General features: G+C 69.4%; 21 protein-coding genes, 2 tRNA genes and 1 pseudogene. 11 read left to right on the top strand and 13 right to left on the bottom strand.

The window, feature by feature from the left end:
- The first annotated feature begins 7 nt into the window (after positions 1-7).
- Entirely contained in the window at positions 8-487 is a 480-nt protein-coding gene (locus tag ACTJJZ_RS13475; RefSeq protein WP_440721696.1) for a MarR family winged helix-turn-helix transcriptional regulator, read from the top strand.
- Here ACTJJZ_RS13475 and ACTJJZ_RS13470 read toward each other — a convergent pair.
- A complete protein-coding gene (locus ACTJJZ_RS13470; protein WP_440721695.1) occupies positions 466-1146 on the bottom strand; it encodes a GntR family transcriptional regulator in 681 nt (226 codons plus the stop codon). The genes ACTJJZ_RS13475 and ACTJJZ_RS13470 overlap by 22 nt on opposite strands.
- 174 nt (positions 1147-1320) lie before the next feature.
- Here ACTJJZ_RS13470 and ACTJJZ_RS13465 point away from each other — a divergent pair, with 174 nt between their 5' ends.
- The 5 genes from ACTJJZ_RS13465 to ACTJJZ_RS13445 all read left to right on the top strand — a co-directional run bounded on the left by ACTJJZ_RS13465 (position 1321) and on the right by ACTJJZ_RS13445 (position 7002).
- Positions 1321-2031 carry a 4-carboxy-4-hydroxy-2-oxoadipate aldolase/oxaloacetate decarboxylase gene (locus tag ACTJJZ_RS13465; protein ID WP_440721694.1) on the top strand — a complete coding sequence of 237 codons (711 nt, stop codon included), beginning with the start codon at positions 1321-1323 and terminating at the stop codon, positions 2029-2031.
- A complete protein-coding gene (locus ACTJJZ_RS13460; protein ID WP_440721693.1) occupies positions 2021-3091 on the top strand; it encodes a PrpF domain-containing protein in 1071 nt (356 codons plus the stop codon). Before ACTJJZ_RS13465 ends, ACTJJZ_RS13460 begins: the two co-directional genes overlap by 11 nt.
- Before the next feature lie 55 nt (positions 3092-3146).
- Positions 3147-4142, top strand: coding sequence for a VOC family protein (locus ACTJJZ_RS13455; RefSeq protein ID WP_440721692.1), 996 nt, complete (start codon positions 3147-3149; stop codon positions 4140-4142).
- A 74-nt stretch (positions 4143-4216) separates the two neighbouring features.
- Positions 4217-5305 (top strand): quinone oxidoreductase family protein, encoded by a 1089-nt coding sequence (locus tag ACTJJZ_RS13450; RefSeq protein WP_440721691.1) that lies wholly within the window; start codon positions 4217-4219, stop codon positions 5303-5305.
- A gap of 116 nt (positions 5306-5421) precedes the next feature.
- Positions 5422-7002, top strand: coding sequence for a carboxylesterase/lipase family protein (locus ACTJJZ_RS13445; RefSeq protein WP_440721690.1), 1581 nt, complete (start codon positions 5422-5424; stop codon positions 7000-7002).
- 68 nt (positions 7003-7070) lie between these two features.
- Here ACTJJZ_RS13445 and ACTJJZ_RS13440 read toward each other — a convergent pair whose 3' ends face one another.
- The 4 genes and pseudogenes from ACTJJZ_RS13440 to ACTJJZ_RS13425 form a co-directional block, all read right to left on the bottom strand.
- Positions 7071-8183: an NAD(P)-dependent alcohol dehydrogenase gene (locus ACTJJZ_RS13440; protein ID WP_440721744.1), complete on the bottom strand. Its 1113-nt coding sequence runs from the start codon at positions 8181-8183 to the stop codon at positions 7071-7073.
- Positions 8183-9448 (bottom strand): MFS transporter, encoded by a 1266-nt coding sequence (locus ACTJJZ_RS13435; RefSeq protein ID WP_440721689.1) that lies wholly within the window; start codon positions 9446-9448, stop codon positions 8183-8185. The genes ACTJJZ_RS13440 and ACTJJZ_RS13435 overlap by 1 nt, the downstream gene beginning before the upstream one ends.
- Positions 9449-9544: 96 nt before the next feature.
- Complete coding sequence (locus tag ACTJJZ_RS13430; protein ID WP_440721688.1) at positions 9545-10561, bottom strand: aldehyde dehydrogenase family protein; 1017 nt, start codon at positions 10559-10561, stop codon at positions 9545-9547.
- Positions 10473-10952 (bottom strand): annotated as a pseudogene (locus tag ACTJJZ_RS13425) (aldehyde dehydrogenase family protein); the annotation flags it as partial. The gene ACTJJZ_RS13430 and the pseudogene ACTJJZ_RS13425, both read right to left, overlap by 89 nt.
- A gap of 100 nt (positions 10953-11052) precedes the next feature.
- Between ACTJJZ_RS13425 and ACTJJZ_RS13420 the strand changes: the two are divergent.
- From ACTJJZ_RS13420 to ACTJJZ_RS13410, 3 genes are all read left to right on the top strand, one after another.
- Positions 11053-11826: an IclR family transcriptional regulator gene (locus tag ACTJJZ_RS13420; RefSeq protein ID WP_440721687.1), complete on the top strand. Its 774-nt coding sequence runs from the start codon at positions 11053-11055 to the stop codon at positions 11824-11826.
- A 49-nt stretch (positions 11827-11875) separates the two neighbouring features.
- Positions 11876-12664, top strand: a complete 789-nt coding sequence (locus ACTJJZ_RS13415) for an IclR family transcriptional regulator (protein ID WP_440721686.1) — start codon at positions 11876-11878, stop codon at positions 12662-12664.
- A gap of 400 nt (positions 12665-13064) precedes the next feature.
- Positions 13065-14315, top strand: a complete 1251-nt coding sequence (locus tag ACTJJZ_RS13410) for an MFS transporter (RefSeq protein WP_440721685.1) — start codon at positions 13065-13067, stop codon at positions 14313-14315.
- 528 nt (positions 14316-14843) lie between these two features.
- On the opposite strand, the gene ACTJJZ_RS13405 is transcribed toward ACTJJZ_RS13410, so the two are convergent.
- The 5 genes from ACTJJZ_RS13405 to serS all read right to left on the bottom strand — a co-directional run bounded on the left by ACTJJZ_RS13405 (position 14844) and on the right by serS (position 18684).
- Positions 14844-14935, bottom strand: a tRNA-Ser gene (locus ACTJJZ_RS13405).
- Positions 14936-15008: 73 nt separating this feature from the next.
- Positions 15009-16280 (bottom strand): LCP family protein, encoded by a 1272-nt coding sequence (locus ACTJJZ_RS13400; protein ID WP_440721684.1) that lies wholly within the window; start codon positions 16278-16280, stop codon positions 15009-15011.
- Positions 16281-16308: 28 nt separating this feature from the next.
- Positions 16309-16393 (bottom strand) — tRNA-Ser (locus ACTJJZ_RS13395).
- Between the two features lie 135 nt (positions 16394-16528).
- Positions 16529-17368, bottom strand: a complete 840-nt coding sequence (locus ACTJJZ_RS13390) for an HAD family hydrolase (protein WP_440721683.1) — start codon at positions 17366-17368, stop codon at positions 16529-16531.
- Positions 17365-18684, bottom strand: coding sequence for a serine--tRNA ligase (gene serS / locus ACTJJZ_RS13385; RefSeq protein WP_440721682.1), 1320 nt, complete (start codon positions 18682-18684; stop codon positions 17365-17367). The genes ACTJJZ_RS13390 and serS overlap by 4 nt, the downstream gene beginning before the upstream one ends.
- A gap of 213 nt (positions 18685-18897) precedes the next feature.
- Between serS and ACTJJZ_RS13380 the strand changes: the two genes are divergently transcribed.
- Positions 18898-19890, top strand: a complete 993-nt coding sequence (locus ACTJJZ_RS13380; RefSeq protein WP_440721681.1) for a diacylglycerol/lipid kinase family protein — start codon at positions 18898-18900, stop codon at positions 19888-19890.
- A 5-nt stretch (positions 19891-19895) separates the two neighbouring features.
- Here ACTJJZ_RS13380 and cls read toward each other — a convergent pair whose 3' ends face one another.
- Both cls and ACTJJZ_RS13370 read right to left on the bottom strand, forming a co-directional pair.
- Positions 19896-21359, bottom strand: coding sequence for a cardiolipin synthase (gene cls, locus ACTJJZ_RS13375; protein WP_440721680.1), 1464 nt, complete (start codon positions 21357-21359; stop codon positions 19896-19898).
- A 196-nt stretch (positions 21360-21555) separates the two neighbouring features.
- Positions 21556-21729 carry a hypothetical protein gene (locus ACTJJZ_RS13370; protein WP_440721679.1) on the bottom strand — a complete coding sequence of 58 codons (174 nt, stop codon included), beginning with the start codon at positions 21727-21729 and terminating at the stop codon, positions 21556-21558.
- A gap of 150 nt (positions 21730-21879) precedes the next feature.
- Between ACTJJZ_RS13370 and ACTJJZ_RS13365 the strand changes: the two genes are divergently transcribed.
- Positions 21880-23103, top strand: a complete 1224-nt coding sequence (locus ACTJJZ_RS13365) for a DUF4192 family protein (RefSeq protein WP_440721678.1) — start codon at positions 21880-21882, stop codon at positions 23101-23103.
- Positions 23104-23154: 51 nt separating this feature from the next.
- Here the strand turns inward: ACTJJZ_RS13365 and lysS are convergent, their stop codons facing one another.
- The gene (gene lysS / locus ACTJJZ_RS13360) at positions 23155-24723 is read right to left on the bottom strand and encodes a lysine--tRNA ligase (protein ID WP_440721677.1); all 1569 of its coding nucleotides are present in this window, start codon (positions 24721-24723) and stop codon (positions 23155-23157) included.
- Positions 24724-24814 lie beyond the last annotated feature (91 nt).

Here is a 24814-nt window from a genome sequence, read left to right as displayed (position 1 = left end):
CGTACCCATGGCCCTCACCGTTCACACCGGCTATCTGATCCGCCGCGCGCAGCAGCGACACGTCGCGCTGTGGTCGCGCATCGTCTCGACCGAGACCACGAGCGTGCAGTTCTCGATCCTCTCCATCCTCGCCGGACGCGGCGAGACGAGCCAGCGGGAGCTCTGCGATGCCGTGGATCTGGATCGCTCCACGATCGCGGATCTGGTCCGGCGCATGCAGCGCCGCGACCTGCTCTCCCGGCGCAGGTCCGCCGCCGACGCACGCCGCAACGTCGTCGCGCTCACCGACCTCGGGCGCAGCGAACTCGACCGGCTCCGCCCGAGGGTCGACGACCTCGAGGCCGCGCTCACGGCCGGGATCTCCCCCTCCGAGCTGGCCCAGCTACATCACGGACTGAACCGGATCCTCGATGCGCCGGAGACGGAGGTCGCAGGGCTCCGCGGCTCCGGCTCGGCGCGAGCGGGTCACGACGGCGTCGAGGCCTGATCCGACCGCGCCGAGGCGCGACGAGGTTCCGCGTCCTCCGGCGCGCTGAGGGTGCGGATCACACTGCTGACGTGCGCCTGCATGGCAGCCTCTGCGGCGGCCGGATCGCGGCTGACGACGGCGTCGATGATGGCGAGGTGCTCCGGCAGCGACTGCGTGGGGCGTCCGGGGCGCAGGGAGAGCCGGAACTGGTGACGCACCATCTGCCCGTTCAACTGCAGCAGCATGCGGGTCGCCGTGGTGTGCTGCGCGATCTCGCGCAGGGTGCTGTGCAGGGTCGCGTTGAGGTCGGAGTAGCGCAGCAGCTCCCCCTCATCGACCGAGCGCCGCATGTCATCGCCGAGCCCGCGCAGGAACTCGATATCGGCGTCCGTCGCGCGCTCCGCGGCCCGCGCCGCGACGAGACCCTCCACAGCTCGGCGGATCTCGGTGATCTCGACGGCCTCCTCGACGCTGATCTCACGGATCCGCGCCCCGCGGTTCGGCTGCAGTTCGATCAGCCCCTCGGCGGCCAACGCGATGAGGGCATTGCGCAGAGCGAAGCGGCTGGCTCCAAACTCGGACGCGAGCTCCGCCTCGATCAGGCGCTGACGGGGGGCGTAGTCGCCTCGCAGGATCGCGTCGCGCAATTGCTCGCGCACTTCCGGGCCCTCGGTCACGACAGCGTTCCTTTCCTCGCGTTCTCCGATTGTGCCGCACGGGCGTTCCCGCACGTCGCATCGAACGCTCCAAATATCGTCAGCAATATTGTTGACAATTCTATCCTCCTCACGCCTATAGTGAAGGACCGCCGCGACGGGCCCTCGCGGACCGACCCTGACCAGGGAGCCGCCATGCCGAGCACCGGCCTCATCATCACCGACATCGCCCGCGTCGACACGGAAGTCGTCGATGCGCTCGGCGTGCACGGCGTGGCCACCGTGCACGAGGCCCTTGGCCGCACTGGTGTCGTAGGCCCCGGCATCCGCCCGATCCAGACCGGCGCGCGCGTCGCCGGCAGCGCGGTCACGGTGCTCAACTGGCCGGGCGACAACCTCATGATCCACGCCGCGATCGAGCAATGCCAGACTGGCGACATCCTCGTCGTCACCACGACCTCCCCGTGCACGGACGGCCTGTTCGGCGATCTGTTCGCAACCGCATTGCAGGCGCGCGGCGCACGCGGCATCGTCACCACGAGCGGCATCCGCGACACTGCAGATCTGCGCGCGATGGGGTTCCCGGCCTGGTCCGGCGCCGTGCATGCGCAGGGCTCGGTCAAAGCCACGGCAGGATCCGTGAACGTCCCGATCGTCGTCGACGGGGTGAACGTCGAGCCCGGCGACGTCGTGGTCGCCGATGATGACGGCGTGGTGATCGTCCCTCGCCGCCGGGCGGCCGACGTGCTGGTCGCAGCGGACGCGCGGGTCGCGAAGGAGGCGGCCGATCGCACGGCCTACGCCGCCGGCACCGAGCTCAGCCTGGATCGCAAGGGCCTGCGTCCCCTACTCGCGGAGCTCGGCGTCGTATACCTCACGCAGCAGGAGTACCTGGGTGCGCGCTGAGGACGAGGGGGTGCCGTGCATGCTGATGCGCGGCGGCACCTCGAAGGGCGCCTTCTTCCTCCCCGAGGACCTGCCGTCCGACCCAGCTCTCCGTGACGACCTGCTGCTGCGGATCATGGGCAGCCCCGACCCGACCCAGATCGACGGGCTGGGCGGCGCACACCCCCTGACGAGCAAAGTCGCGATCGTCTCGTGCTCCGAGGATCCCAGCGCCGATCTGGACTACCTGTTCCTGCAGGTCGCCGTCGATGAGCCGTTCGTCGGCGACGCGCAGACCTGCGGAAACCTGCTCGCGGCCGTCGTTCCGTTCGCCGTTGAGCGCGGCCTGATCCCGGCGACCGCCCCGGCGACCGAGGCCGTCGTCCGCCTGATCAACACGGGCGACCGCGCCCGCGTGCGTCTGAGCACGCGCGATGGCGTGCTCGACTACGACGGCGACGTGGACATCGACGGCGTGCCGGGCACCGCCTGCCCGATCGAGCTCGAGGTGTCCGCGGGACCGGGCAAGGGGCTGCTGCCGACCAGCCGGGTCACAGACCAGGTCGCCGACCACACTGCGACCCTGATCGACAACGGCATGCCCGTCGTGCTCCTGGACGCGGCCGACTTCGGCGTCACCGGAACCGAGTCCATCGAGGAGCTCGAGGCGCGGCCCGGTCTCGCCGCGGAGCTCGAGCGGATCCGTCTCGCCGCGGGACCGCTCCTGGGCCTCGGTGACGTCGCAGCGCAGACCGTGCCGAAGCTGGTCCTCGTCGCACCGCCCGCGGACCATGGCGCGATCTCGGTGCGGGCGTTCATCCCGGCCCGGCTGCACCCTTCGATCGGCGTGCTCATGGCCGCGTCGGTCGCCGCCGGGATCCGGATCCCCGGCGCGGTGGGATCCGCATACGCCCGCCTTCCGGAGACCGGACCGACCCTGCTGGAGCATCCCAGCGGATCCTTCCCCGCCGAGGTGCGCGTCACGCGCGACGCGGACGGCCACTGGCGCGCCGCTTCGCTCTCCCTGCGCACCGCACGCAAGATCTTCGACGGCCGGGTCTTCCCCCGACCCCGCCGGTAGCCCGAGCCACCACTCCGGGCACCAGGCCCGCATTTGACCAACCGAGAGGCATGACATGGCCGTTCCCGAGAACTACGACCTCGCCCACCTGGGCGCCGTCGAGCTGTTCACCCCGAAGTTCGAGGAGAGCCTGCACTTCTTCCGCGACATCTGCGCGATGCGCGAAGTCGCCCGCGTCGGCGACTCCGCCTATCTGCGCTGCTGGGACGAATACCAGCAGTACTCCCTCAAGCTCACCGCGTCCGACACGAACGGCGTCGGACGCACCCTGTACCGGGCCAGCAGCGAAGAGGCACTGCTGCGCCGGGTCGCGGCGATCGAGAAGGCCGGGCTCGGCCACGGCTGGCGCGATCCCGAAGTCGGAGTCGGCCGGTCCTTCGAGTTCGAGGATCCGGACGGGCACCTCATGGCCCTCTACTACGACACAGACCTCTACGTCCCCGATGACGAGGATCGGCCCGCCCTGAAGAACCAGGCCGCCGCATACCCCGGGCGGGGTATCAACGCCCGCCGCCTCGACCACATCAACTACCTCGCGCGCGACGTCAACGCCGCCGGCGAGTTCTGGCGAGACGTGATGATGGCCCGCGAGTCCGAGCGAGTTTGTCTGGACAAGGGCGGCTACGGCGCCTGGTGGTTCCGGTTCCACCAGAAGTCCTACGACGTCGTCTACTCCGCCGACTGGACGGGGGAGCGCGGCCGCTTCCACCACTTCGCGTTCTCTCCCGACTCCCGCGAGGACATCCTCAAGGCGGCCGACATCTGCCTCGAGAACGGCATCTACATCGAGTACGGACCGTACAAGCACGCCATAAACCAGACGTTCTTCCTGTACGTGTGGGAACCCGGCGGCAACCGCATCGAATTCGCCAATGCGCAGGCCCGCCTGCTCCTGGATCCAGACTGGCCGGTCGTGGAATGGAGCGAAGCGGAGCGCGCGAAAGGGCAGGCCTGGGGCATGAAGACCGTCCCGACCTTCCACACCCACGGCACTCCCTATGTCGCAGACCAGGAAGAGATCGACCGCCGCGCCATGGAGGGCGGGCACTGATGCCTGCCCGGGCACGGCTCGCGGACACGGTGACAGCACCGAGATGATCGCGACCAGGCAAGAGTGACCGGACAATGGTGACCGGTTTGCAGAGCACGCCCGCAGTACGCGTGCACGCGGTCGGCGGACCCGACGCCCTGGTGTTCGCCGACTATCCGCTCGCGCCGATCGGGCCCGCCGATGTGCTGGTGCAGATCGACACCGCCACGGTCTCCGGCTGGGACGTGAAGTACCGCGCCGGTCGGCTCTCCGGCAATACCCTGCCCGGACGTGGCGCGCTGCCCTTGCCGCAGCAGCTCGGTCGAGAAGGCGCCGGAGTCGTGATCGCCGTGGGTCCGCAGGTCCGCAGGTCCGCTCCCGGCGACCGCGTGGTCGGCGTAGTGCATCCGGAGAACCCGTACGACGCCGAGACCTATCGGGGTCTCGGGAACCTCTCCTCGGGAATCGACGTGCCGGGGCACGTGGGGCTCGGATCCTACGCGAAGTACGTCGTGCGGGACGAGCGGCTCTGGATCCCCCTCCCCCCGCACGTCGAGCTGGAGCTGGCTGCGGTGACGCTGTGGTCCTATGGCACGGCGCATCGGCTGGTGCATGACCGCCTGCACCTGCACGTGGGTGCCACCCTGCTGGTGTGCGGCGCGACCGGCGGCATGGGCGAGGCGACGATCCGGCTCGCCCGGCTGTCGGGTGCTCGCGTGATCGCCACGACCCGGCATGCTGCCAAGGCCGACGCGCTGCACGAACTCGGTGTCGAGCATGTCATCGTGACCGATGATCCGAGGACCGTGGTCGACGAGGTCCGCAGATGGTCGGGGACGGACGGCGTCAGCCATGCCGTCGACTACACCGGAGACGGGGCGCAGATCCGCCTCGCGATCGACGCACTGCGGCTGGGCGGTGTCTTCTCCCCCGCGTCCGGCACCCAGGTACCGCGCGACGCTCCCTCGCCGATCCGCGTCAACGACTTCACCCACAAGGAGCTGACCATGATCGGCATCCGCGGCGCGCGTCATGCCGATGCGCTCGCTGTGCTCGATCTTCTCGCGCAGGACCTGATCCGACCGCGGATCGCCGCCCGCTTTCCCCTGGCCGAAGCCGCTGCGGCCCACGCCCTGCACGAGTCGGGCGCCGCGCCCGTCGGGCGCATCGTTCTGAAGCCCTGACCGCTGCCCCCTGCACACAGCTGAACCGCCTCGCCTGCAGCGCTGCCACGCACCCCGTTTCTCCACGCCCCTGTTCCTCCACAATGACGAAGGGAACCGCACCCATGCATCCGACAATGAGGTCGTCGCTGACACGACTGCTCCCGGCCATGGCCGCCGCCGCGTCGCTGACGCTGGCGCTCAGCGGCTACGCCTCCTCGGCGCCCGCGAACAATCAGAGCGGCGGGCCGAACCGAGACGCCCCGGCCGTGACGATCGCCCAGGGAAAGCTGACCGGCCTGAACACCGCCACCACGACCGATTACTTCGGCATCCCCTACGCGGCGCCGCCCATCGGCGACCTGCGGTGGCGCGCCCCCGAGCAGGCGAAGCCATGGGAGGGAACGCTCGACGCCACCAAACCCGGACCTGACTGCCCGCAGGGCACCAACGGCGACTCGGACGGATCCCTCAGCGAGAACTGCCTATACCTCAACGTGTACACGCCCGCGAAGCCGGACGCCAAGCAGCTGCCAGTCGTGGTCTTTCTGCATGGCGGCGGACACGTCTACGGCACCCCGAACATCTATGATGGGCACCGGTTCGCAGCCACTGGCTCCTCAGTCGTCGTGATCCCCGCCTTCCGCGTCGGCCTGTTCGGATTCTTCGGCACACCCGGGACCGCATCCGAAGGGCAGTTCGGTGCGCAGGGCAACTGGGGCATGCTCGACCAGCAGCAGGCGCTGAAATGGGTGCAGCAGAACATCTCGAAATTCGGCGGCGACGCGAAGAACGTCACGATCGTGGGAGAGTCCGCTGGCGGCAACTCCGTCTGCTTCCAGCTCGCCTCCCCCACTGCGCGCGCACTCTTCCACAAAGCCGTCGTCGAATCCAGCGGCTGCGACATCCCCACCGGTCCTTCGACAGCGTCCGACTTCGCGGCGAAGTGGGGGTGTGCCCCGGCGGATATGTCCTGCCTGCGCCACGTCGACCCGGCGACGATCGTCCAGGCGACCACCGGGTTCCAGATCGCGCATCCTGTCGCTGGCGGCCCCGACGAGCCCGTGCCGCCGCTGGATGCGGCCCACGCCGGCGCACTCGCCGACGTCCCGGTCATGATCGGCGCGAACCGGGACGAATGGCTCGGGTTCGAATCGGGGAGCTACCCGCTCTCCCCCGCGGACTACGAGAAGAAGGTGACGGATCAGTACGGCGCCGCCGAAGCCGCTCAGCTGCAGCAGATGTACCCGGCAGATCTTGGCGATGACCCGAGCATGTCGCTCGGATGGCTCGTGGGCGATCAGCTGATCGCCTGCCCCGCGTTCGACAGCGCGCAGGTCCTGACGAACGCCGGCGCCGACGTCCACTTCTACGAGTTCGCCGACGAGACGGCGCCCGGCTGGAGAAGCCTCGGCGACCCGTTCCCGCCCTCCACCCGGCCGCTCGGCGCAACCCACACGACCGAGCTGCAATACCTCTTCAACTACCAGGCCGCACAGCGATCGCTGAACAGCGACCAGACCGCCCTCGCCGACGAGATGGTGACCCGCTGGACCTCGTTCGCGACGAACGGCAACCCGACCGCGAAGAAGACAGCGGCGTGGGAGACGTTCGACGGCACGGGCGTCCTCGAGCTGAAGACCCGGAAGGCCGGCGGAAGCGCGATGATCTCCACCTTCGAGAAGTCGCACCACTGCGACTACTGGAACTCGAAGTAGGCGGGCACAACAGAGGAGGGGAGGCGAGCGACTGCTCACTTCCCCTCCTCTCTCCACTACGCCGTGGATCAGAAGAGCAGAACCGGTTTCACGACGGCTCCGCTGACGGTCGCGCGCACGGCCGCGTCGATCTCATCGAAGCGGAAGCTGCGCAGGAGGCGATCGATGGGGAGCCTTCCGGCCTTGTGCAGCTCGATGAGTTCCGGGATGAAGGTCTCGGGATCCGAGGCTCCCTCCGTGATCCCGACGACGGAGCGCCCGGGGAGGAAGGCGTTCACGTCCAGGCTCGCTCTGCTACCGGCGGCAGGAGCGCCGATCAGTCCGCACCGGCCGCCGATGGCCAGAGCATCCAGGAGCGACTCGATAACCGCGATGTTCCCGGTCGAGTCGACCGCGACATCAGCGCCTCGGCGTGTCAGCTCCCTGATTGCGGTAGACGCGTCCCGATCCGTCGTGTCGACGACGTGCGTGGCCCCGAGCTCGAGGGCGAGCTGGAGTCGGGAGGCCACCCTGTCGAGCACGATGATCTGCCTCGCCGGCGTCAGCGCCGCCGCCATCACGGCCGCAAGACCCACCGCACCGGCACCGGCCATCACCACGGATTCGCCGGGCTTGGGCGTAAGGACGTTGAGAATGGCACCCGCGCCGGTCTGGAACCCGCACCCCAGGGGCGCGTACGTCGCCAGGTCGGCATCCGAGCACCCCTTGGGCAGACGGACCAGGCTTCGCTCGCTCACGACGGCTCGCTCCGCAAACGATGACTGTCCGAAGAAGTGCCCGGACAGCTCCTGGCCGTCGCGCGTGATCGCCGTGGTGCCGTCGGGTCTCCGGCCTGACAGGAGGTTCCAAGGCAGATGGAAGTCGCACAGGGCGATCCGGCCTGCTCGGCACTGCCGGCATCGTCCGCACGAGGTGAAGGACAGCAGGACGCGGTCGCCCGGCGCGACCCGACGCACTCGATCGCCTACCTGTTCGACCACACCGGCGCCCTCGTGCCCCAGCACAGCCGGGAATGCGAACGGGACCTTGCCGCCTGCGACGTTGAGGTCCGTGTGGCAGAGCCCTGTCGCAACCATGCGAACGAGGACTTCCCCTTCGCGTGGCGCTTCCAGCTGCAGGTTCTCGATGGTGAACGGAGCACCGGCCTCCTCGACGACCGCCCCGCGTGTGGTGATCGACATCAGGCGCCTCCGCCCAAGGGAGTCGCGACGCGCCGTGAGGTGACGACCGCCAGGGCCAGCATCGCCGATGCGGCCAGTGCGGCCGAAACGGCGTAGAGGATGAAGACGCCAACGGGCCCGACCGGTGAAGCGAGGATCAGTCCCCCCGCGGTCGGTGCGGCGATCGCGCCGATGTACGAGGTGCCGTTCGCCCATCCCAGCACTGTGGCGCGGAGGTGAGGCGGGAACAGGTTCGTGGTGGCGGCGTTGATCAGGTTCATCGTCGAGTGCCCGCCTACCCCCATGAGGACCACGCAGACGAGCGAGAACACGAGTGTCTTCGGCCCCGTCGAGATCCCGACGAGCCCCAGGACCGTGAGACTCGCCATCATGGTGCCCACCTTCGCGATTCCCCAAACGTCCGCCCAGCGCATCGTGATAAAGGAGCCGACGATCGCTCCCCCGGTCAAGGTGAACGAGAACAGCAAGGCGTTGGTGAGCGAGTAGTGCAGGTCGCCCATGACGGCGACGAGCCAGGTGTTCAAGCCGTACCAGGTGAACATGTTGGGGATTGCGGCGAGGGCGACGACGAGGGCGAACACTGCTCGACGATCATGGAACAGCGCCGCGATGCCCGGTCTCGATCGCCCGGACGAGGCAGATGCCGCGCGGCCGCGCGGCTCGAGCGGCACGGCGATGACGATGAGCAGAATCACCCCCGTGAGCACCGCGCCAACGAAGAACATCGCCCGCCAACCCAGGGCGGGCAGAATCGGAATTCCCGCCAGAGCGGCGATCGTGCCGCCCAGCGGGATTCCCGCCATGGTGAGAGTGACGATGACTCCCGCCTGTCCCGCGTGCCCTTGGGAGCGGGAAAGGGCGAGGGCGGTCGTGACGGCACCGCCCACGCCGAGCCCGGAGAGCAGCCGGGCCGCGCCGAGGGTGTACGGGTCGACGGAAAGGCCGGCCGCCACGGCTCCGACCAGGAAGAGCCCCATGGCAACGATGAGTGTGCGCTGACGCCCTCGGCGGTCACCGAGCACACCGGCGGATGTCGCCCCCACGAGCATGCCGACATAGACGGCGCTTCCTGCGAGGCCCACGGTCTCACTGTTCAGCCCCATGCCGGGGTCGGCGAGCAGGAGCGGCACGATCGACCCGTAGACGATCAGGTTGTACCCCTCGACGACGGTGACAGCGAGGCAGACCAGGATCAGGCTCCACCGTGTCGTAGACGTCTGTGGTGCGAGCGGGCTCTTGCCGCTCCATTGGAGGTCAGTGGTCATGGGTTCAGCTCCTTCGATGAGTCGACGCGTAGTTCAGCGACGCATCGGACTGTTGCTCGGTCGTCGAGTCATGGCCGCGAGGCGGGACAGCGCGCGTCATGCGTGGTAGAAGAACGTGCGCTGCTCCGTGAAGAACCGCACCGAATCCGTCCCGCCGAGGCGACCGGCGCCTGATGCGCCGAGCCCGCCGAACGGCACGTGCGGTTCGTCTCCCACCGAGGGTCCATTGATATGAACGACACCGGCACGGATGTCGTGAGCGATACGCTCAGCGGAGGAGCGGTCGCGCGAGACGACGGATGCGATGAGTCCGTACTCACCGGCGTTCGCGAGCGCGACGGCCTCGTCGTCATCGTCATACGGCTGGATCGACACGATGGGCAAGAAGCCCTCCTCCGCATGGAACCGCGCCCGCTCCGTCACACCCGTCAGCACCGTGGGGCGCACAAGCAAGCTGTCCCGCCGTCCGCCCGCCTCGATGCGCGCACCGTAGTCGACCGCATCCGCGACCAGCTCGTCGAAGCGGAGCGCCGCATCCATCCCGATGACAGGGCCCAGGTCGACTTCCGCCTCTCGCGGATCGCCGACAGAAAGCGCATCCGCTGCCGCTGCCAGGCCACGGGTGAGTTCGTCGGCCCGAGAGTGGTGAACGATGATCCGATCGGTGCACATGCAGACCTGCCCGCTGTTGGCGAACGCGCTGAAGACGAGACGGGGAATCCACTCCGCCAGGTCCGCATCCGCACGCACGATCGTGACGTTCTTCCCGCCGAGCTCCAGCACGGCCGGCGTCAACGCCGCCCCCGCCTGCGCGCCGATCCGACGCCCGATCGACGTGGATCCGATGAACACGACGCGCCGCACATGCGGGCTCTCGATCAGCGCTCCGATCACATCGCGGCCCTCGCCGGGGCGCGTGGTGACCAGCTGGACGACGTCGCGAGGCACCCCCGCGTGATGCAGGGCATCGGCCAAGACACCCCCTGCCGTGCGCGGCGCCCGCTCGCTCGCTGGGGCGGAGAAGCACGGCGTTGCCCGCGGCGAGCGCGATCGCCACGCTGCGAGCAGCGAGCACGAGCGGCGCGTTCCACGGGATGATCGCGAGGACCACACCCGCGGCTTCGCGCTCGGAATGGACCACCGTACCCGGATCCTGAGACGGCAGGATCTCGCCGCGGGGGTAGGACGCCAGCCCGGCAGCCTCGCGGAGAGTCGCGGCAGCCTCGTGCACGTTCATGCGTGCCCACGCAGTGGTGCCTCCGGTCTCGGCCGCGAACACCTCGCGGATGTCCTCGACGTCGCCTTCCAGAATATCCGCCGCTGCGAGCAGGATCCTACGCCGATCGGTGAACGGGAGTGCCGCCCATCCGGGCTGTGCCGCCGCAGCACGTGCCGCCGCCTTTACCGCAGCGGAGCGATCGAACGCGGGGTGTCTGGATACGATGTCTCCCCCAAGCGGCGTGACCACCTCGAATTCGGGGAGCTGTGTGCTGTTGACGTCCATGCCCCCAGCCAATCCCAGCAAAAGAACCCGCCGGAACGTCCGCAGTCTCGAATTGCGAGACAACTGCCGCACGGGGTGATCCCCGCCGTAAGATGTCGCCATGCATGACGTAACGCCGCGTCGTGTCAGCCGCAACCTGACCGCCGATCGCACCCTTCACGTTCTGGGGCTCTTCACCGAGAGCCGGTCGGTAATCACCATCGATGACGTCGTTGTGGACCTCGGTATTTCACGAGCCACCGCTTACCGCTATATGCAGTCGCTCGTGCGCGAGCGGTATCTCGAGTCCACGCCTGATGGCTCACTCCGGCTGGGTGCAAAGGTGTTCGACCTCGCACGATCCGCCCGGCGCGAGTACACGCTGTCAGCATTGGCCACGCCGGCCATGAGGGCGCTTGCGGCGAAGTACAACCAGGTCGTCCTGCTCACGACCCTCATCGATGACGAGGTTGTCTGCTTGGAGCGGGAAGGGTGGCAGACCCACCTGACCTACGAGCCCGGAGTACGGCTGCCGGTCAACGCCGGGGCATCCGCTCTGGTGCTTCTCGCCTGGAAGCCCCCCGAAGAACTCGATGCCCTGCTGCGACGCCCGCTCGGATATTTCAACCGCCGCTCGATCGTCGACAAGTCGCTGCTCCGCGATGCCCTCTCCCGGATCCGGTCCGACGAGTCCGCCGTCACAGTCTCCGACGTGGACGAAGACGCGGTGGGCGTGGCGGTGCCGGTGATGTCCGGCGGACAGGTCATCGCCGGCCTGAGCCTGGTCTCTCCAGTTTCGCGTCTCGCTGCCGTGGACCTGAGCGGAATCCGGGGCGATCTGCGGCAGGCCGCGACAGCGGTCGCCGGAAAGCACCAGCTCGCGCACACCTTGTGACACGGAATCGCGGCGCCGTTCTGCGGCCCCGATCTGATTGGATGATCGGATGGCGCAGGCGACGACCGGATACCGCGGGAAGAACAGCACCGCTGATCGCACTCTCACCATCCTGATGATGTTCACCGAGACGCGGCTGGTGCTGTCGGCCACGGAGGTCGCCGACAGCCTCGGCGTGGCGAGGTCAACGGCATACCGATACCTGCAATCGCTCGTACAGTCCGAGTTCCTCGCCGACGACGGTCGTGGCGGCTTCTACCTGGGCGTGCGCGTCCTGGAACTCGCGCGTCTGGCTCGGCGCGGCTTCGGGCTGTCGGAGATCGCGGTCCCGGTGATGCGCGAGCTCGCCGAGCGTTTCCATCACACGGTGCTCCTCACTCGTCGCCTCAAGGACCGTGTCATCTGCCTGGAACGGGAGGAGGCCGCCGCTCAGTACATCCGCCTCTCCTACGAGCGCGGGCAAGTGCTGAGCCTGAACGCGGGAGCCTCCGCCTACGCTCTGCTTGCCTGGCTCGACGAGGCCGAGCTGCGCGCGCTTTTCGACGGCGTCGAGCTGGAGAGGTTCACCGCGACGACGCTCACGGATGCCGACTCGATCGTGGATCGGCTGCGGGACGTGCGCGCGGAGGGATACGCGGTCTCGCACGGCGAAGTCGACCCCGACGCGATGGGCATCGCCGCCCCCATCTTCGGTGGCGGACAGCGGGTGATCGCGGCGCTCAGCGTGGTGCTGATCCAGTCCCGCACCGGTGAGAGCGAGATCGGCGAGATCTCCACCGCCGTCGTTGAGGCCGCTGCCCGTATCTCCGCAAGCACCATCTTGCTCGACGGCGAGTAGTCGGCGGATCCCGGGCGCGAGTGGCTTCGAGAAGCCTGGGATTCACGCGCTGAGCGCCTTGCCATTCAGCGGGTCTCTGCCCAGCCCCGCATCTACTCGCGAGAACTCCGGTCTGAGGGACAGCGCTCGAGGCAAGGGCGAGAGATGCCCGTTCGTGGGAACGTGAGCGGGCCACGTCATGACTACTGCCCCGATCTCGTCGGGCGCCGCGATGCGGCGCACCACGCCATTCGCACGATCTCTCCCGAGAGTGCGTCCGTTCCGCAGTCACATTCGCGTCGAAGGCCGTGCGATCGTGTTGCGATTTACAGGACAGGCGTATTTAATGGCAGGACTCAACCGGTGTTGTGCTCTCGGCACTGATCCGGCCACCCGAAGTCCGTGCAAGAGAGAGTCAACGATGACTGAGTCTTTGTCGCCCACCCGAGTAACGTCGCCTGACGATGCCGTGATCAACCCGAAGACCGGGCGATCAGCATCCGCGCTTCAAGGCGTCCTGATGCTGATCGGGTGCTGCCTGCCCCTTCTCGGGTCCGTGCTGCTGGCGCCGATCCTGCCCGCCATGTCGGAGCACTTCCGGGCTGTGCGCGGTGTCGAGATCCTCGTACCGCTGGTGCTGTCGACCCCGGCACTGTTCATCGGGGTTGCCGCACCGTTCGCGGGAGCGATCGCGGATCGACTGGGGCGACGACGACTGCTGATCGGCTCGCTGATCGCCTACGGACTGTTCGGGACCGCCCCGCTCTTCCTCGATTCCCTCGGAACGATCCTTGCCAGCCGCGTCGGTGTCGGAATCGCCGAAGCCGGCGTCATGACGTGCTGCACGGCGATGCTTGCGGACTACTTCACCGGCGCCCGCAGGAACCGGTACATGAGCCTGCAGACCGTCGTGATGGCGCTCGCCGCCACCGCCTTCTTCGCCATCGGCGGAGCGGTGGGTGCCGGCGGTTGGCGTACGCCGTTCTGGCTCTACACTTCGAGCCTGCTCCTAGCCATCTTGGTCGGGCTGTTCGCATGGCAGCCCCCGATCACCAGCAACCCCGCAGCCGGGCGCGAGGCACTCCCACCTTTGCCGTGGGGGCGTCTCGCGTTGCAACTGATCGTGGCATTCCTGTGCGGCATATCGTTTTACGCGATCATCGTGGAGCTTCCCTTCATCCTCAACGCACTCGGTGTGAAGGCGCCCGCGATGATCGGTCTGGCAACCGCCGCGGCGTCCCTGGCAACAGCGATCGGTGCGATCTCGTTCCGGTGGATCGCGCGCCTCGGCGTGGCCCTGCTGCTCCCGATCGCTTTCGGGCTGTCCGGCCTCGGGCTTGTGACGATGTGGTGGGCTCCAGGCGGTCCGACCGCAGTGATCGGCGCAGCGATCGCCTCGGCAGGCAGCGGGCTCATGTTCCCGACGCTGATCATCTGGACCCTCGCCCGCCTCGACATCGCTCAGCGCGGACGAGCAACGGGATGGTGGACCGGAGCGATCTGGCTCGGGCAATTCGCCTCCCCGCTCGTCGTCGCCGGCATCGCCGCGGGCATCGGCGGCCTTCAGCCCGCACTCGGGTCGCTCGGACTCCTCATCGCCGCCGTCGCCGTCGCACTCGCAGTTCTCCTGACACGCGAGGAGCGAGGGGGGCTGGTTCACTCGGCCCACTGATTGTGCGGGCGCCCACCCCCACATCTCCCGTCTGGTCGTGAGTTCACGGTCGCGACGCACAGCCTCCGTTCTGACAACGAAGGGAGCACTCGAAACTGCCGACATCCTCGTTCCGCCGACCGACGCCGACCGACGGCGGCCGTCGGCGCCCAGACCTACACGGCCTGTAGCGAAGTCACGGCGATCGACGGCCGGATGGCTCCGAAATTGCAAGTCAGAGCAATGGCCGCGATCGGCTGCGGCTGCAAGTCGTGGTCAAGCGGGTTTCCCGGAGTCCGGATTTCCAAGGAACGTCGGCAGGAGACGCATCCTGGTCAGCAGGAGGTGCACCACCCCGGCGGCGAGGTGCACATTTCCGCCAACCATGGGTCGAAACCGCATGATCACGCGAGCACGTTGCCCGCGCAGCGCGAGCTGCTACTCCCCGTCGTCGCCCAAGGGGAGTCTGGGTGACCATTTCTCACGCCAAATGGCGGCCCAGCGACGTCGGATCGGAGCACACAAAACCGCTATTGAACAGGAATTTCGTGGCGGAGACGGAGGGATTTGAACCCTCGGTCCCCTTGCGAGGACTCCACCTTAGCAGGGTGGTGCACTAGGCCTGACTATGCGACGTCTCCAGATGCCCGGGCGAACCGAACACCGGAGACTATCCTAACCGGTCCGCGGAGGGGGCGCGAACCAGGGCCGGTCTCAGCCTTCGTACCCGTTGCCGTTCGAGCAGGTCTGCTGCGCCGCGGACTGACCGGACACGTTCTGCGGGAGGGCGACCGACGTCGACGACGGATCCGGGGTGGGCTCGGTGCTCGGCGACGCGCTGTCCGACGGCGTCCCCTCGGTCGGTGTCGGGGACGGGGTGGCCGAGACCACGGCGTCGCTGCGCTGACCGGCGACCTGGATCGCCTTGTTGGCGGCCAGCGCGGCCCAGAGCTGGTCGGCGCTGTCGTTGTCGGGCACGACCTTGACGTTCGGGTTGTCCGGGTCGTCGAGCACCGGGTAGTTGACGAAGTTGATCTGATCCAGCGGCACGTCCTTCATGGCCAGGGCGATCTGCACGAGCAGGGTCGGGCTGGTCAGCGTGGTGCTGGGCGTGACGTTCGACATGACGGTGTGCGCGAGCTTGAGCAGCGTGCCGGGGTTGCCGAGCACCTCGCTCGAGACCATCTTGCGCGCCAGCGACGACATGTACACCTGCTGGTTGCTGCCGCGGCCGAGGTCGCTGCCGTTTCCCACACCGTGCCGGGTGCGCAGGAACTGCAGCGCCCACAGCCCCTGCAGCGTGTGCGTGCCGGGCTTCAGGTTCAGTCCGGTGTCGGGATCCGTGATGCCGTTCGCGACGCACACGTCGACGCCGCCGATCGCGTCCGTGATCTTCATCACGCCGCCCCAGGTGATCTTCGCGGCGAACTGGATGTCGAGTCCGGAGAGCTTGGTGATCGTGCGTGCGACGCAGGCCAGGCCGTTCTTCGGCCCGCCGATCCCGAGGGACTCGTTCAACGGCTGCTTCGACGCAGGACTCGTGTTGTTCCCGTCCGAGTCCACGCAGGAGGGGATCGGGATCATCAGGTCCCGAGGGAACGTGATCACGGTGACACGGCGAGGAGAGTCGGAGATGTGCAGCACGATGTTCGTGTCATTGCGCTCCCCTCCGTTCGCGGGATCCGAGCAGCGGTCGCCGAACTCGGCCGCGAACTCCGGCTCGCACGCGTCGCTGCCCACGAGCAGCATGTTCACGCCGCCCTTGATCGCCCCGATGTCCGGCGGCACCGACTCCTGACCGTCCAGCGCGACCGCGTTCGCGGTGAAGGTCTGGCCGAGGTCGTACACCACGTATCCGGCGACGGCGATGCCCGCGACCAGGACGATCGACGCGGCGATGCCCACCATCTTCAGCAGCTCGCTCCACGCCGAGGAACGGCGCAGCTGGCCGTGACCGGCGACAGGGCGCCGGGATCGGGACGTCACGCTCACTCGGTGCCTTTCACGAAACTTGCGGAGAGTGTGGGATTCGAACCCACGGGACATCGCTGCCCACTGGTTTTCAAGACCAGGTCCTTCGGCCGCTCGGACAACTCTCCTCGGCGCGCCGCGAGGCACGCCGATCAGGCGTCGAGTCTAGCCGAGAACCGGTGAGCGCCCCTGCGGGCGCTCCTCCATTGTGCCGTGCACGCCTGGAGAGGTGCTGAACGCCCTGATCAGGATGCAGAAGGCTGTCAGCCTCGCGGCACGACCGCCGCGACGATACGGTCGAGCGCCGAGGCGAGCCCGCCGTCCTCGACGTCGCCGGTCACCTCGCCCGCCGCGATCCTGACCTCATCCGGAGCCTGCCCCATCGCCACGGCCCGGCCGCCCAGCGCGAGCGCCCACGCGAACATGCCGATGTCGTTGCGGCCGTCGCCGGCGACGAGGACGCGATCCCCCTCCGCGCCGCGCTCGTGCCGGACCCGCTCGAGCGCCGTGCCCTTGTCGACGCCGCGCGGCGCGATGTCGAGCCAGGCCGTCCAGCCGATCGCGTAGGACACCTCGTTGAGCCCGGCGTCCTGCACGAGCCGGTGGAAGTCGTCCTCGTCGTGGCCCGGCGAGACCACGACCACGCGCGAGACCTGCTCGGCGGAAAGTTCGGCGAAGCCCACCTGGCGCCCGCCGTCGAGCGTCCAGTCGTCCAGCTCCGCCGTGTACAGGCGCTGACCGGATCCGAGTTCGACCATGTAGCGGGCGTGCGGGAGCCGCTCGTGCAGCAGCGCGAGCACGGCCGAGGGGTCGAACGTCTCGACGTGCCAGCGCTCGTAGCAGGCCTCCGCCGGAGCGTCGACGCCTGCTGCCGTGCGGCGCAGCGTGACCGCGCCGTTCGAGCACACCACGAACTCCGGCCGGATCCCGAGCGCGTCGAGGAAGCGGTGCGTCCCCATCCAGCTGCGGCCGGTCGCGAGCATGACCTCGTGACCCGCGTCACGGAGACGCCCGACCGCGTCGACCACTCCGGGGCTCATCGTCTCGTCCGGCAGCAGGATCGTGCCGTCGATGTCGAGACCGATGAGCCAGGGCGAGGTCATGCGTCCGCGCCCTCGGCCTTCGCGCCGGCAGCGGTCGAGGCGAGCGGCTTCAGCACGTCGATGCCGCCGAGGTAGGGGCGCAGCACCTCCGGGACCCTGACGGATCCGTCGGCCTGCTGGTGCGTCTCGAGGATCGCGACGATCCAGCGCGTGGTGGCCAGTGTGCCGTTCAGCGTCGCCACGTGCCGGGTCTTCGCCTTGCCGTCCTCGGCCTCGGGACGGTGCCGGATGTCGAGCCGTCGCGCCTGGAACGTGGTGCAGTTCGACGTCGAGGTGAGTTCGCGGAACGCGCCCTGCGTGGGCACCCAGGCCTCGATGTCGTACTTGCGCGCGGCGCTGGATCCGAGGTCGCCCGCGGCGACGTCGATGACCCGGTAGGACAGGCCGAGCGCGGTGAGCATCTCCTCCTGCAGGGCGACCAGTCGCAGGTGCTCGGCCTCGGCGTCCTCGGGCGTCGTGTAGACGAACATCTCCAGCTTGTTGAACTGATGCACGCGGATGATCCCGCGGGTGTCCTTGCCGTACGAGCCGGCCTCGCGGCGGTAGCAGGTGGACCAGCCTGCATAGCGCAGAGGGCCCTGCGAGAGGTCGACGATCTCGTCCTTGTGGTAGCCGGCCAGGGCGACCTCGCTGGTGCCGACGAGGTAGAGGTCGTCGTCCTTGTCGAGGTGGTAGACCTCGTCGGCGTGATTGCCGAGGAAGCCGGTGCCCTGCATGATCTCGGGGCGCACCAGGGTCGGCACGATCATCGGGGTGAAACCGGCGGCGAGTGCCTTGTCGAGGGCGAGGTTCATCAGCGCGATCTCGAGACGGGCGCCGACGCCCTTCAGGAAGTAGAACCGGGCGCCGGACACCTTGGCTCCGCGCTCCATGTCGATCGCGCCGAGCAGCTCGCCGATCGCCAGGTGATCCCGCGGTTCGAAGTCGAACGTCGGCGTCTCCCCGACCCGGCGCAGCTCGACGAAGTCCTCCTCGCCGCCCGCGGGCACGCCGTCGATCACGACGTTCTCGATCCGGGCGAGCGCCTCCGCAGCGGCCTCGGCGGCCTCCTTCGCGGCGGCCTCGGCCTGCTTGACCTGCTCGGCGAGATCCTTGACCTGCGCGACCAGCGCGGCCTTCTCCTCCTTGGGCGCGGCGGCGACCTTCTTGCCGAACGCGTTCTGCTCGGCGCGCAGCTCCTCGAAGGCGGCGAGCGCGGCGCGGCGCGATCGGTCGGCCTCGATCGCCGCATCGACGGTCTCGGGCGCGTTGCCGCGCGCGGCCTGGGACTGGCGGACGAGCTCGGGCTCGTCGCGGAGGAGGGCGAGATCGATCACCCGTCAAGTCTAGTCAGCCGATACGACGCGGCTTTCCGGGCCCTGTGCGGGATCAGCGATGCGCAGCGGCGTGCACCACAGGCGGGTGCTGCGGCTGGTCGGGGCGACAGGATCGGGGCGGGGGCGGGATCGGGGCGGGATCGGGGCGGGGCGGGCGGCCGGTCGCGCCGGGTCGCGGATCGGATCGGCAGGGCGCCGGAATAGGCTGAGCGCATGAACGACGACGGACGCCTCCGCGCGGCGCTCGTCGTCAACCCCGTCAAGGCCGACGCCCCGAAGCTGATCCGGCTGCTGCGCACGCTGTCCGAACAGGCCGGCTGGGCCGTCCCCCGGATCGTAGAGACGAGCGTCGAGGATCCGGGCCAGGAGGCGACCCGCACCGCCCTCGCCGAGGGCGCGGCGGCCGTGCTCGTGGCCGGCGGAGACGGCACGGTGCGCGCCGTGTCCGAGACGATGGCCGGGACCGGCGTGCCGTTGTCGATCGTGCCGAGCGGCACCGGCAACCTCCTCGCGCGCAACCTCGGGCTGGCGCTGGACTCCCCCGCCACCGCGATCGACGCCGTGTTCCACGGCGACCGGCACCCGGTCGACATCGGCTGGGCCGAGCTGACCAGGGCCGACGGCGACCAGCACGAGCACGGCTTCGTCGTGCTCGCGGGGATCGGGCTGGACGCGCACATGATCGCGAACACCCGGCCGGGACTGAAGAAGTCGGTGGGCTGGGTCGCGTACGTGGACGGCGCCGCGCGCTCCCTGCCCGGCGCGAAGCCGTTCCGGATCGTGTACGCGGTGGAGGACGAGCGGCTGCACTCCATGAAGGTGCACAGCATGCTGTTCGCGAACTGCGGCGCGCTTCCCGCGGGGATCGCGCTGATCCCCGACGCCTCGATCACCGACGGACACCTGGACGTCGCCGTGTTCCAGGGGCGCGGCCCGTTCGGCTGGCTCGCCGTGTGGCGCACCGTGTGGTGGCAGAACTCGGTGCTGCGGCGCAGCAGGGCGGGGCGCCGGATGATCGAGCTGGCCGGATCCGGCCGCTCGGTGCATTTCCTGCGCGGGCGCGACGCCGAGGCCGCGACCACGGAGCCGGCGCCCGTGGAGCTGGACGGCGACGAGTTCGGCGAGGCGGTGCGGATCCGCTGCCGCATCGATCCGGGCGCGCTGCTCATCGCGGTGCCGCACGGGCATGTGATCAGCCCCGCCTGAGCCTGCTACTGCAGCGACGAGGTGAGCCGTGCCAGGTTGTCCAGCACCGTGGAGCGCAGCGGCTGCTCCAGCCACTCCTCGAGCGTCAGTTCGCGGCTGAGCGCGCGGTACTGATCCTCGACCACCCGCACCTCGTTCACGAACTCCTCGCCCCTCACGAGCATTGAGATCTCCAGGTTCAGGCCGAAGGAGCGCATGTCCATGTTGCTGGACCCGATGACCGCGATGTCGTCGTCGATCGTGAGGCTCTTCGTGTGCAGGATGTAGGGCTTGCGGTACATCCAGATCCGCACCCCCGCCCGCAGCAGCGCCTCGTAGTAGCTGCGCTGGGCGTGATAGACCATCGCCTGGTCGCCCTCCTCCGAGACGAACAGTTCGACCTGCACGCCGCGGTCGCACGCGGTCGAGACGGCGAGCAGCAGAGCCTCGTCCGGCACGAAGTAGGGGCTGACGATCATGATCGTGCGCTTGGCGCCGTAGAGCAGCCCGAGGAAGAGCCGGAGGTTGTTCTCCGCCTCGAAGCCGGGCCCCGACGGCACGATCTGGCAGTCCAGGTCGCCGCTGCCGCCCTCGGTGGGCGCGAACACGGCGGATTCCGGCACCTCGTCGGTCTCGCTGTACCAGTCCGACAGGAACACCGCGTTCACGCTCGCGACGACAGGGCCGTCGACCCGCACCATGAGGTCGACCCAGTGCAGGCCGCGCTTGATGTTCTTGGGCAGGTTGTAGGTGGAGTCGGTGACGTTCTGCGATCCCAGGAAAGCCACCTCGTTGTCGACCACGAGGAGCTTGCGGTGGTTGCGCAGATCGGGGCGCTGGGTGCGGCCCTTCAGCGGCTGCACGGGCAGCATGAGATGCCAGTCGGCGCCCATCGCGTCCAAGCGCGCGATCGTCTGCCGGTAGCGGGGCTTCCAGCGGTTGGCCCAGTGGTCGAGCAGCACGCGTACCGGGACGCCGCGTTCCGCGACCTCCTCGAGCGCGCGGAAGAAGTTGTCGGTCGAGACGTCGGACTGCAGGATGTAGAACTCGACGTGCACGAACTGCTTCGCCCTGCGGATCGCGTCGGCCATGGCGTCGAGGGAGGTCTGATAGTCGGAGATCAGGTGCGCGCCGTTGCCGGCGAACAGCGGCAGCGCCCCGAGGCTCTGGTTCATGCGCACCAGGGACGCGAAGCCCTCCGGCAGCTCGGGGTGCGGCCCGCCGAGGTGCATGTCCCGGATCACCTCGGCGATGGTCTCGTTGATGAGATCCTGCTTCTTGCGTCGCGCCCGCGGCAGGCGCGGGTTGCCGATCAGCAGGAACAGCAGCACCCCGAGGTACGGGATGAAGTAGATCGCCAGCAGCCAGGCGGTCGCGGCCGTCGGGCGCCGGTTGCGCGGCACGACGATGATCGCGATGATCCGTATCGTCAGGTCGACCAGCACCGCGACCGCGGCGATCCACCACGCCAACGAGTCCGGCGAGAACATGGACACCCCCAGCTGGCTGCGCCGCCGCCGGACGGCGGCGTTCTCTCACAGTAGCGGGCGGCGGGGACATGCCCGGCGATGCCGCTCCGCACCCGGGATCCGCGGGCTCGCTGCCGTCCGGATCGCCGATGCTGCGGCGAGGCGTCGCCGACGAGTCCGGTTCGGACCCGGCTGCGGCGGCCGGCTCTGCGCTGTGTCAGGACCGCGGCGGGAGGCCCCGCGCGGCGCGCTCCTCGGCCTCGATGCGGGCGTGGGTGCGTCGCTCCGTGCGGTCGAAGCGGACGATGCCGCGCAGCACGAACCAGAACACGGCGCAGACGACGATGGTGGGGATGATCGACCACGCGGCCGCGACCCAGAACTCGTCCATGCTCCGATCCTATCGGCGGGTCCGGTGCGAGGGCTGAGAGCGGCCGGTCGCCGGCCCTTCGTTCCGCACAATCGCGGGTTCCCGGATTCTTCCCCCTTGCTCCGTTCCTGACGCGGAGTCCGGGGTGTCCGTCGGGACGATCGTGGACGCATGACAACGATCGTCCACGCCGCGGGCGCCGCCGAGCTGCTCGCCGCCATACCCGTGCTCACCGGTTTCACGCCCCGGGACTCGCTCGTGCTGCTGCCGTTCCACGGATCTCGCACCGTGGGCGCGCTGCGCTTCGATCTGCCCGGTCCGCGGGCGGACGGCGGCCCGCATCCGAACTCGACGCGACGACGGGCCGCCGGCCCTTCCGCCGCCGAGCGCGACCGCACCGCGCCCGACCCGGCCGAGTTCGCGGCGACCGCGGTGGGGCTGGCCTGCCGCGTCCCCGACACGGACGCGCTCGCGCTCGCCGTGTACGCGGGCGACGAGGGCGAGCGGGCGCGGACGCAGGATCCGGAGGCCGCGACGGCGCTTCCGGCGGCCGAGCTCGTGGCAGCGCTGATGCGGCGGGCGGAGGCCTGCGGTCTGCGCATCGTGGAGGCGCTGCACGTCGGCGGCACGGCATGGTCGGACTACCTGGATCCGTCCGCCGCGCCGCATCCGCTGGACAGCGTTCCGGCGACCCCCGAGGTGCCGGGCTTCGCGGGGCCTGCGCCGGACCAGGTCAGCGGGGCCGCGCTGCCCCGGCCGGGGGTGGTGGAGACGGAGTCGGTCGGGCGGGCGCTGCAGGCGGTGGAACGGGTGCTGGGGCCGGCGGGGCCCGGTCGGAGACCGCCGGCGGGCACGGACCCGGTGGATCCTCGAGCGCACGAAGCCGCCCTGATGCTGGACGATCTGCCGTCGTTCCTGGAGGAGGTGCTGGATGCCCCTGAGGCGCAGTCGCCGTTCGCGACCGCCGTCCTGATCTGGATCCTGAACCGCCCGGCCCTGCGGGATGTCGCTCTCGTGCAGTGGGCGCGCAACATCGATCACGGGGATGCCGCCTTGGCGGCGCAGCTGTCCTTCCGGGAGAGCGGCGCGGACGTGCCCGAGGACGTGGGCGGCACCATGATCGGGCACGGACCTCGCCCCGACCCCGATCGGCTGGGGATCGCGCTGACCCTGGTGCGCCGCACGATCGCACTCGCACCGCGGCCGACCAGGGCCGGGCCGCTGGCAGCCGCGGCCTGGCTGTCGTGGGCGACGGGACGGTCGACGCACGCCGCGCACTACCTCGATCTGCTCGACGGGATCGATCCGGACCTGTCGTTCGCGCACCTGCTGCGCGCAGTCGTCGATTCCGGCTTGCTGCCGGACTGGGCGTTCGGCGCGGCGGCTGCGGCATGAGCCAGGTGCCGGCGCGCCTCCGGGCCTGCGTTCAGGCGCCGGAGGGGGCTGTCACTTGACCAGGGGGAACAGGATCGTCTCGCGGATGCCGAGACCGGTGACCGCCATGAGCAGGCGGTCGATGCCCATGCCCATGCCGCCGGTCGGCGGCATGCCGTGCTCGAGCGCGCGCAGGAACTCCTCGTCCACGCTCATCGCCTCCACGTCGCCGCGCGCTGCGAGGCGCGCCTGCTCCACGAAGCGCTCGCGCTGGATGACCGGGTCGACGAGCTCGGAGTATCCGGTCGCGAGCTCGAAGCCGCGGACGTACAGGTCCCACTTCTCGACGACGCCCGGGAGGGAACGGTGCTCGCGGACGAGTGGCGACGTGTCGACCGGGAAGTCCATCACGAACGTGGGCCGCTCCAGCCCGCCCTTCACGAAGTGCTCCCACAGCTCCTCGATGAGCTTGCCGTGGATGGCGTGCGGCGGGACCTCCACGCCGTTCTCCTCGGCGAACGCGATGAGGTCCTCGACCGGGTCGGCCGGAGTGAACGTGCGCCCGGCGGCCTCGGACAGGGAGTCGTACATCGAGATGCGGGCCCATTCGCCGCCGAGATCGTACTCGGTGCCGTCAGCCCACGTCACGGTGGTGGAACCGGCGACCGCGATCGCCGCGTTCTGGATCAGCTCCTGCGTCAGGTCGGCGATGCCGTTGTAGTCGGTGTACGCCTGGTACGCCTCGAGCATCGCGAACTCGGGGCTGTGCGTGGAGTCGGCGCCCTCGTTGCGGAAGTTGCGGTTGATCTCGTACACGCGCTCGATGCCGCCGACGACGGCGCGCTTGAGGTAGAGCTCCGGGGCGATGCGCAGGAACAGCTCGGTGTCGAACGCGTTCGAGTGGGTGATGAACGGCCGGGCCGAGGCGCCGCCGTGCTGCACCTGCAGCATCGGGGTCTCCACCTCGAGGAAGCCGTGGCTCGTGAAGGTCTGGCGCAGGCTCGCGTTGACCGCGGCGCGGGCGCGCACGGTGGTGCGGGCCTGGTCGCGCAGGATCAGGTCGAGGAAGCGGCTGCGCACGCGGCCCTCCTCGCTGAGCTCGCCGTAGGCGTTCGGCAGCGGCAGGATCGCCTTCGACGCGATCCGCCACTCGTCGGCCATGACCGACAGCTCGCCGCGACGGCTGGAGATCACCTCGCCGTGCACGAACACGTGGTCCCCGAGGTCGACGAGCTCCTTCCACTGCGCGAGGGACTCCTCGCCGACGTTCGCGAGCGAGATCATCGCCTGGATCCGGCATCCGTCGCCCGCCTGCAGCGTGGCGAAGCAGAGCTTGCCGGTGTTGCGGCTGAACACGACGCGGCCGGCGATGCCGACGACGACGCCGGTCTCGTCACCGGCCTCGAGATCGCCGTACTCGGCGCGCAGCTGGGGGATCGTGTGCGTCACGGGGACCGCGACCGGGAAGGCCCCGCCGGCGGCGTCCGCCCGCTCGGCGATCAGGCGCTCGCGCTTGGCCAGACGGACGGCCTTCTGCTCGAACGCTTCGGCGAGCTCGGCGCCGCGGACGTCCTCGCCGTCGGCCCCGGACGCGGTCTCGGGGTCGGCGGTGGCAGTGTTCGGCGCGGGCGCGTCAGTCATGGGTGGGGCTCCTCGGAAAGTCGCCGCCCAGTCTACCGGCGCGCACCCGCGGTCCCGCCGGGCATCCGGTCCCGCCGGGCGTTCGCCGCCG

Origin of the sequence: Microbacterium sp. 22242, from assembly GCF_052045495.1 — a bacterium.
Classification (GTDB): domain Bacteria; phylum Actinomycetota; class Actinomycetes; order Actinomycetales; family Microbacteriaceae; genus Microbacterium.
The sequence above is the reverse complement of the archived record's forward strand: the minus strand, read 5'-3'. Positions and strand labels throughout refer to the sequence as shown.

Bases quoted from the DNA above. Each gene is read 5' to 3' on its own strand.
- ACTJJZ_RS13475 (WP_440721696.1), top strand. From the start codon at position 8: ATGGCCCTCACCGTTCACACCGGCTATCTGATCCGCCGCGCGCAGCAG.
- ACTJJZ_RS13445 (WP_440721690.1), top strand. From the start codon at position 5,422: ATGAGGTCGTCGCTGACACGACTGCTCCCGGCCATGGCCGCCGCCGCG.
- ACTJJZ_RS13450 (WP_440721691.1), top strand. From the start codon at position 4,217: ATGGTGACCGGTTTGCAGAGCACGCCCGCAGTACGCGTGCACGCGGTC.
- ACTJJZ_RS13465 (WP_440721694.1), top strand. From the start codon at position 1,321: ATGCCGAGCACCGGCCTCATCATCACCGACATCGCCCGCGTCGACACG.
- ACTJJZ_RS13435 (WP_440721689.1), bottom strand. From the start codon at position 9,448: ATGACCACTGACCTCCAATGGAGCGGCAAGAGCCCGCTCGCACCACAG.
- ACTJJZ_RS13390 (WP_440721683.1), bottom strand. From the start codon at position 17,368: ATGACCTCGCCCTGGCTCATCGGTCTCGACATCGACGGCACGATCCTG.
- ACTJJZ_RS13420 (WP_440721687.1), top strand. From the start codon at position 11,053: ATGCATGACGTAACGCCGCGTCGTGTCAGCCGCAACCTGACCGCCGAT.
- ACTJJZ_RS13370 (WP_440721679.1), bottom strand. From the start codon at position 21,729: ATGGACGAGTTCTGGGTCGCGGCCGCGTGGTCGATCATCCCCACCATC.
- ACTJJZ_RS13365 (WP_440721678.1), top strand. From the start codon at position 21,880: ATGACAACGATCGTCCACGCCGCGGGCGCCGCCGAGCTGCTCGCCGCC.
- lysS (WP_440721677.1), bottom strand. From the start codon at position 24,723: ATGACTGACGCGCCCGCGCCGAACACTGCCACCGCCGACCCCGAGACC.
- ACTJJZ_RS13415 (WP_440721686.1), top strand. From the start codon at position 11,876: ATGGCGCAGGCGACGACCGGATACCGCGGGAAGAACAGCACCGCTGAT.
- ACTJJZ_RS13455 (WP_440721692.1), top strand. From the start codon at position 3,147: ATGGCCGTTCCCGAGAACTACGACCTCGCCCACCTGGGCGCCGTCGAG.
- ACTJJZ_RS13380 (WP_440721681.1), top strand. From the start codon at position 18,898: ATGAACGACGACGGACGCCTCCGCGCGGCGCTCGTCGTCAACCCCGTC.
- cls (WP_440721680.1), bottom strand. From the start codon at position 21,359: ATGTTCTCGCCGGACTCGTTGGCGTGGTGGATCGCCGCGGTCGCGGTG.
- ACTJJZ_RS13410 (WP_440721685.1), top strand. From the start codon at position 13,065: ATGACTGAGTCTTTGTCGCCCACCCGAGTAACGTCGCCTGACGATGCC.
- ACTJJZ_RS13440 (WP_440721744.1), bottom strand. From the start codon at position 8,183: ATGTCGATCACCACACGCGGGGCGGTCGTCGAGGAGGCCGGTGCTCCG.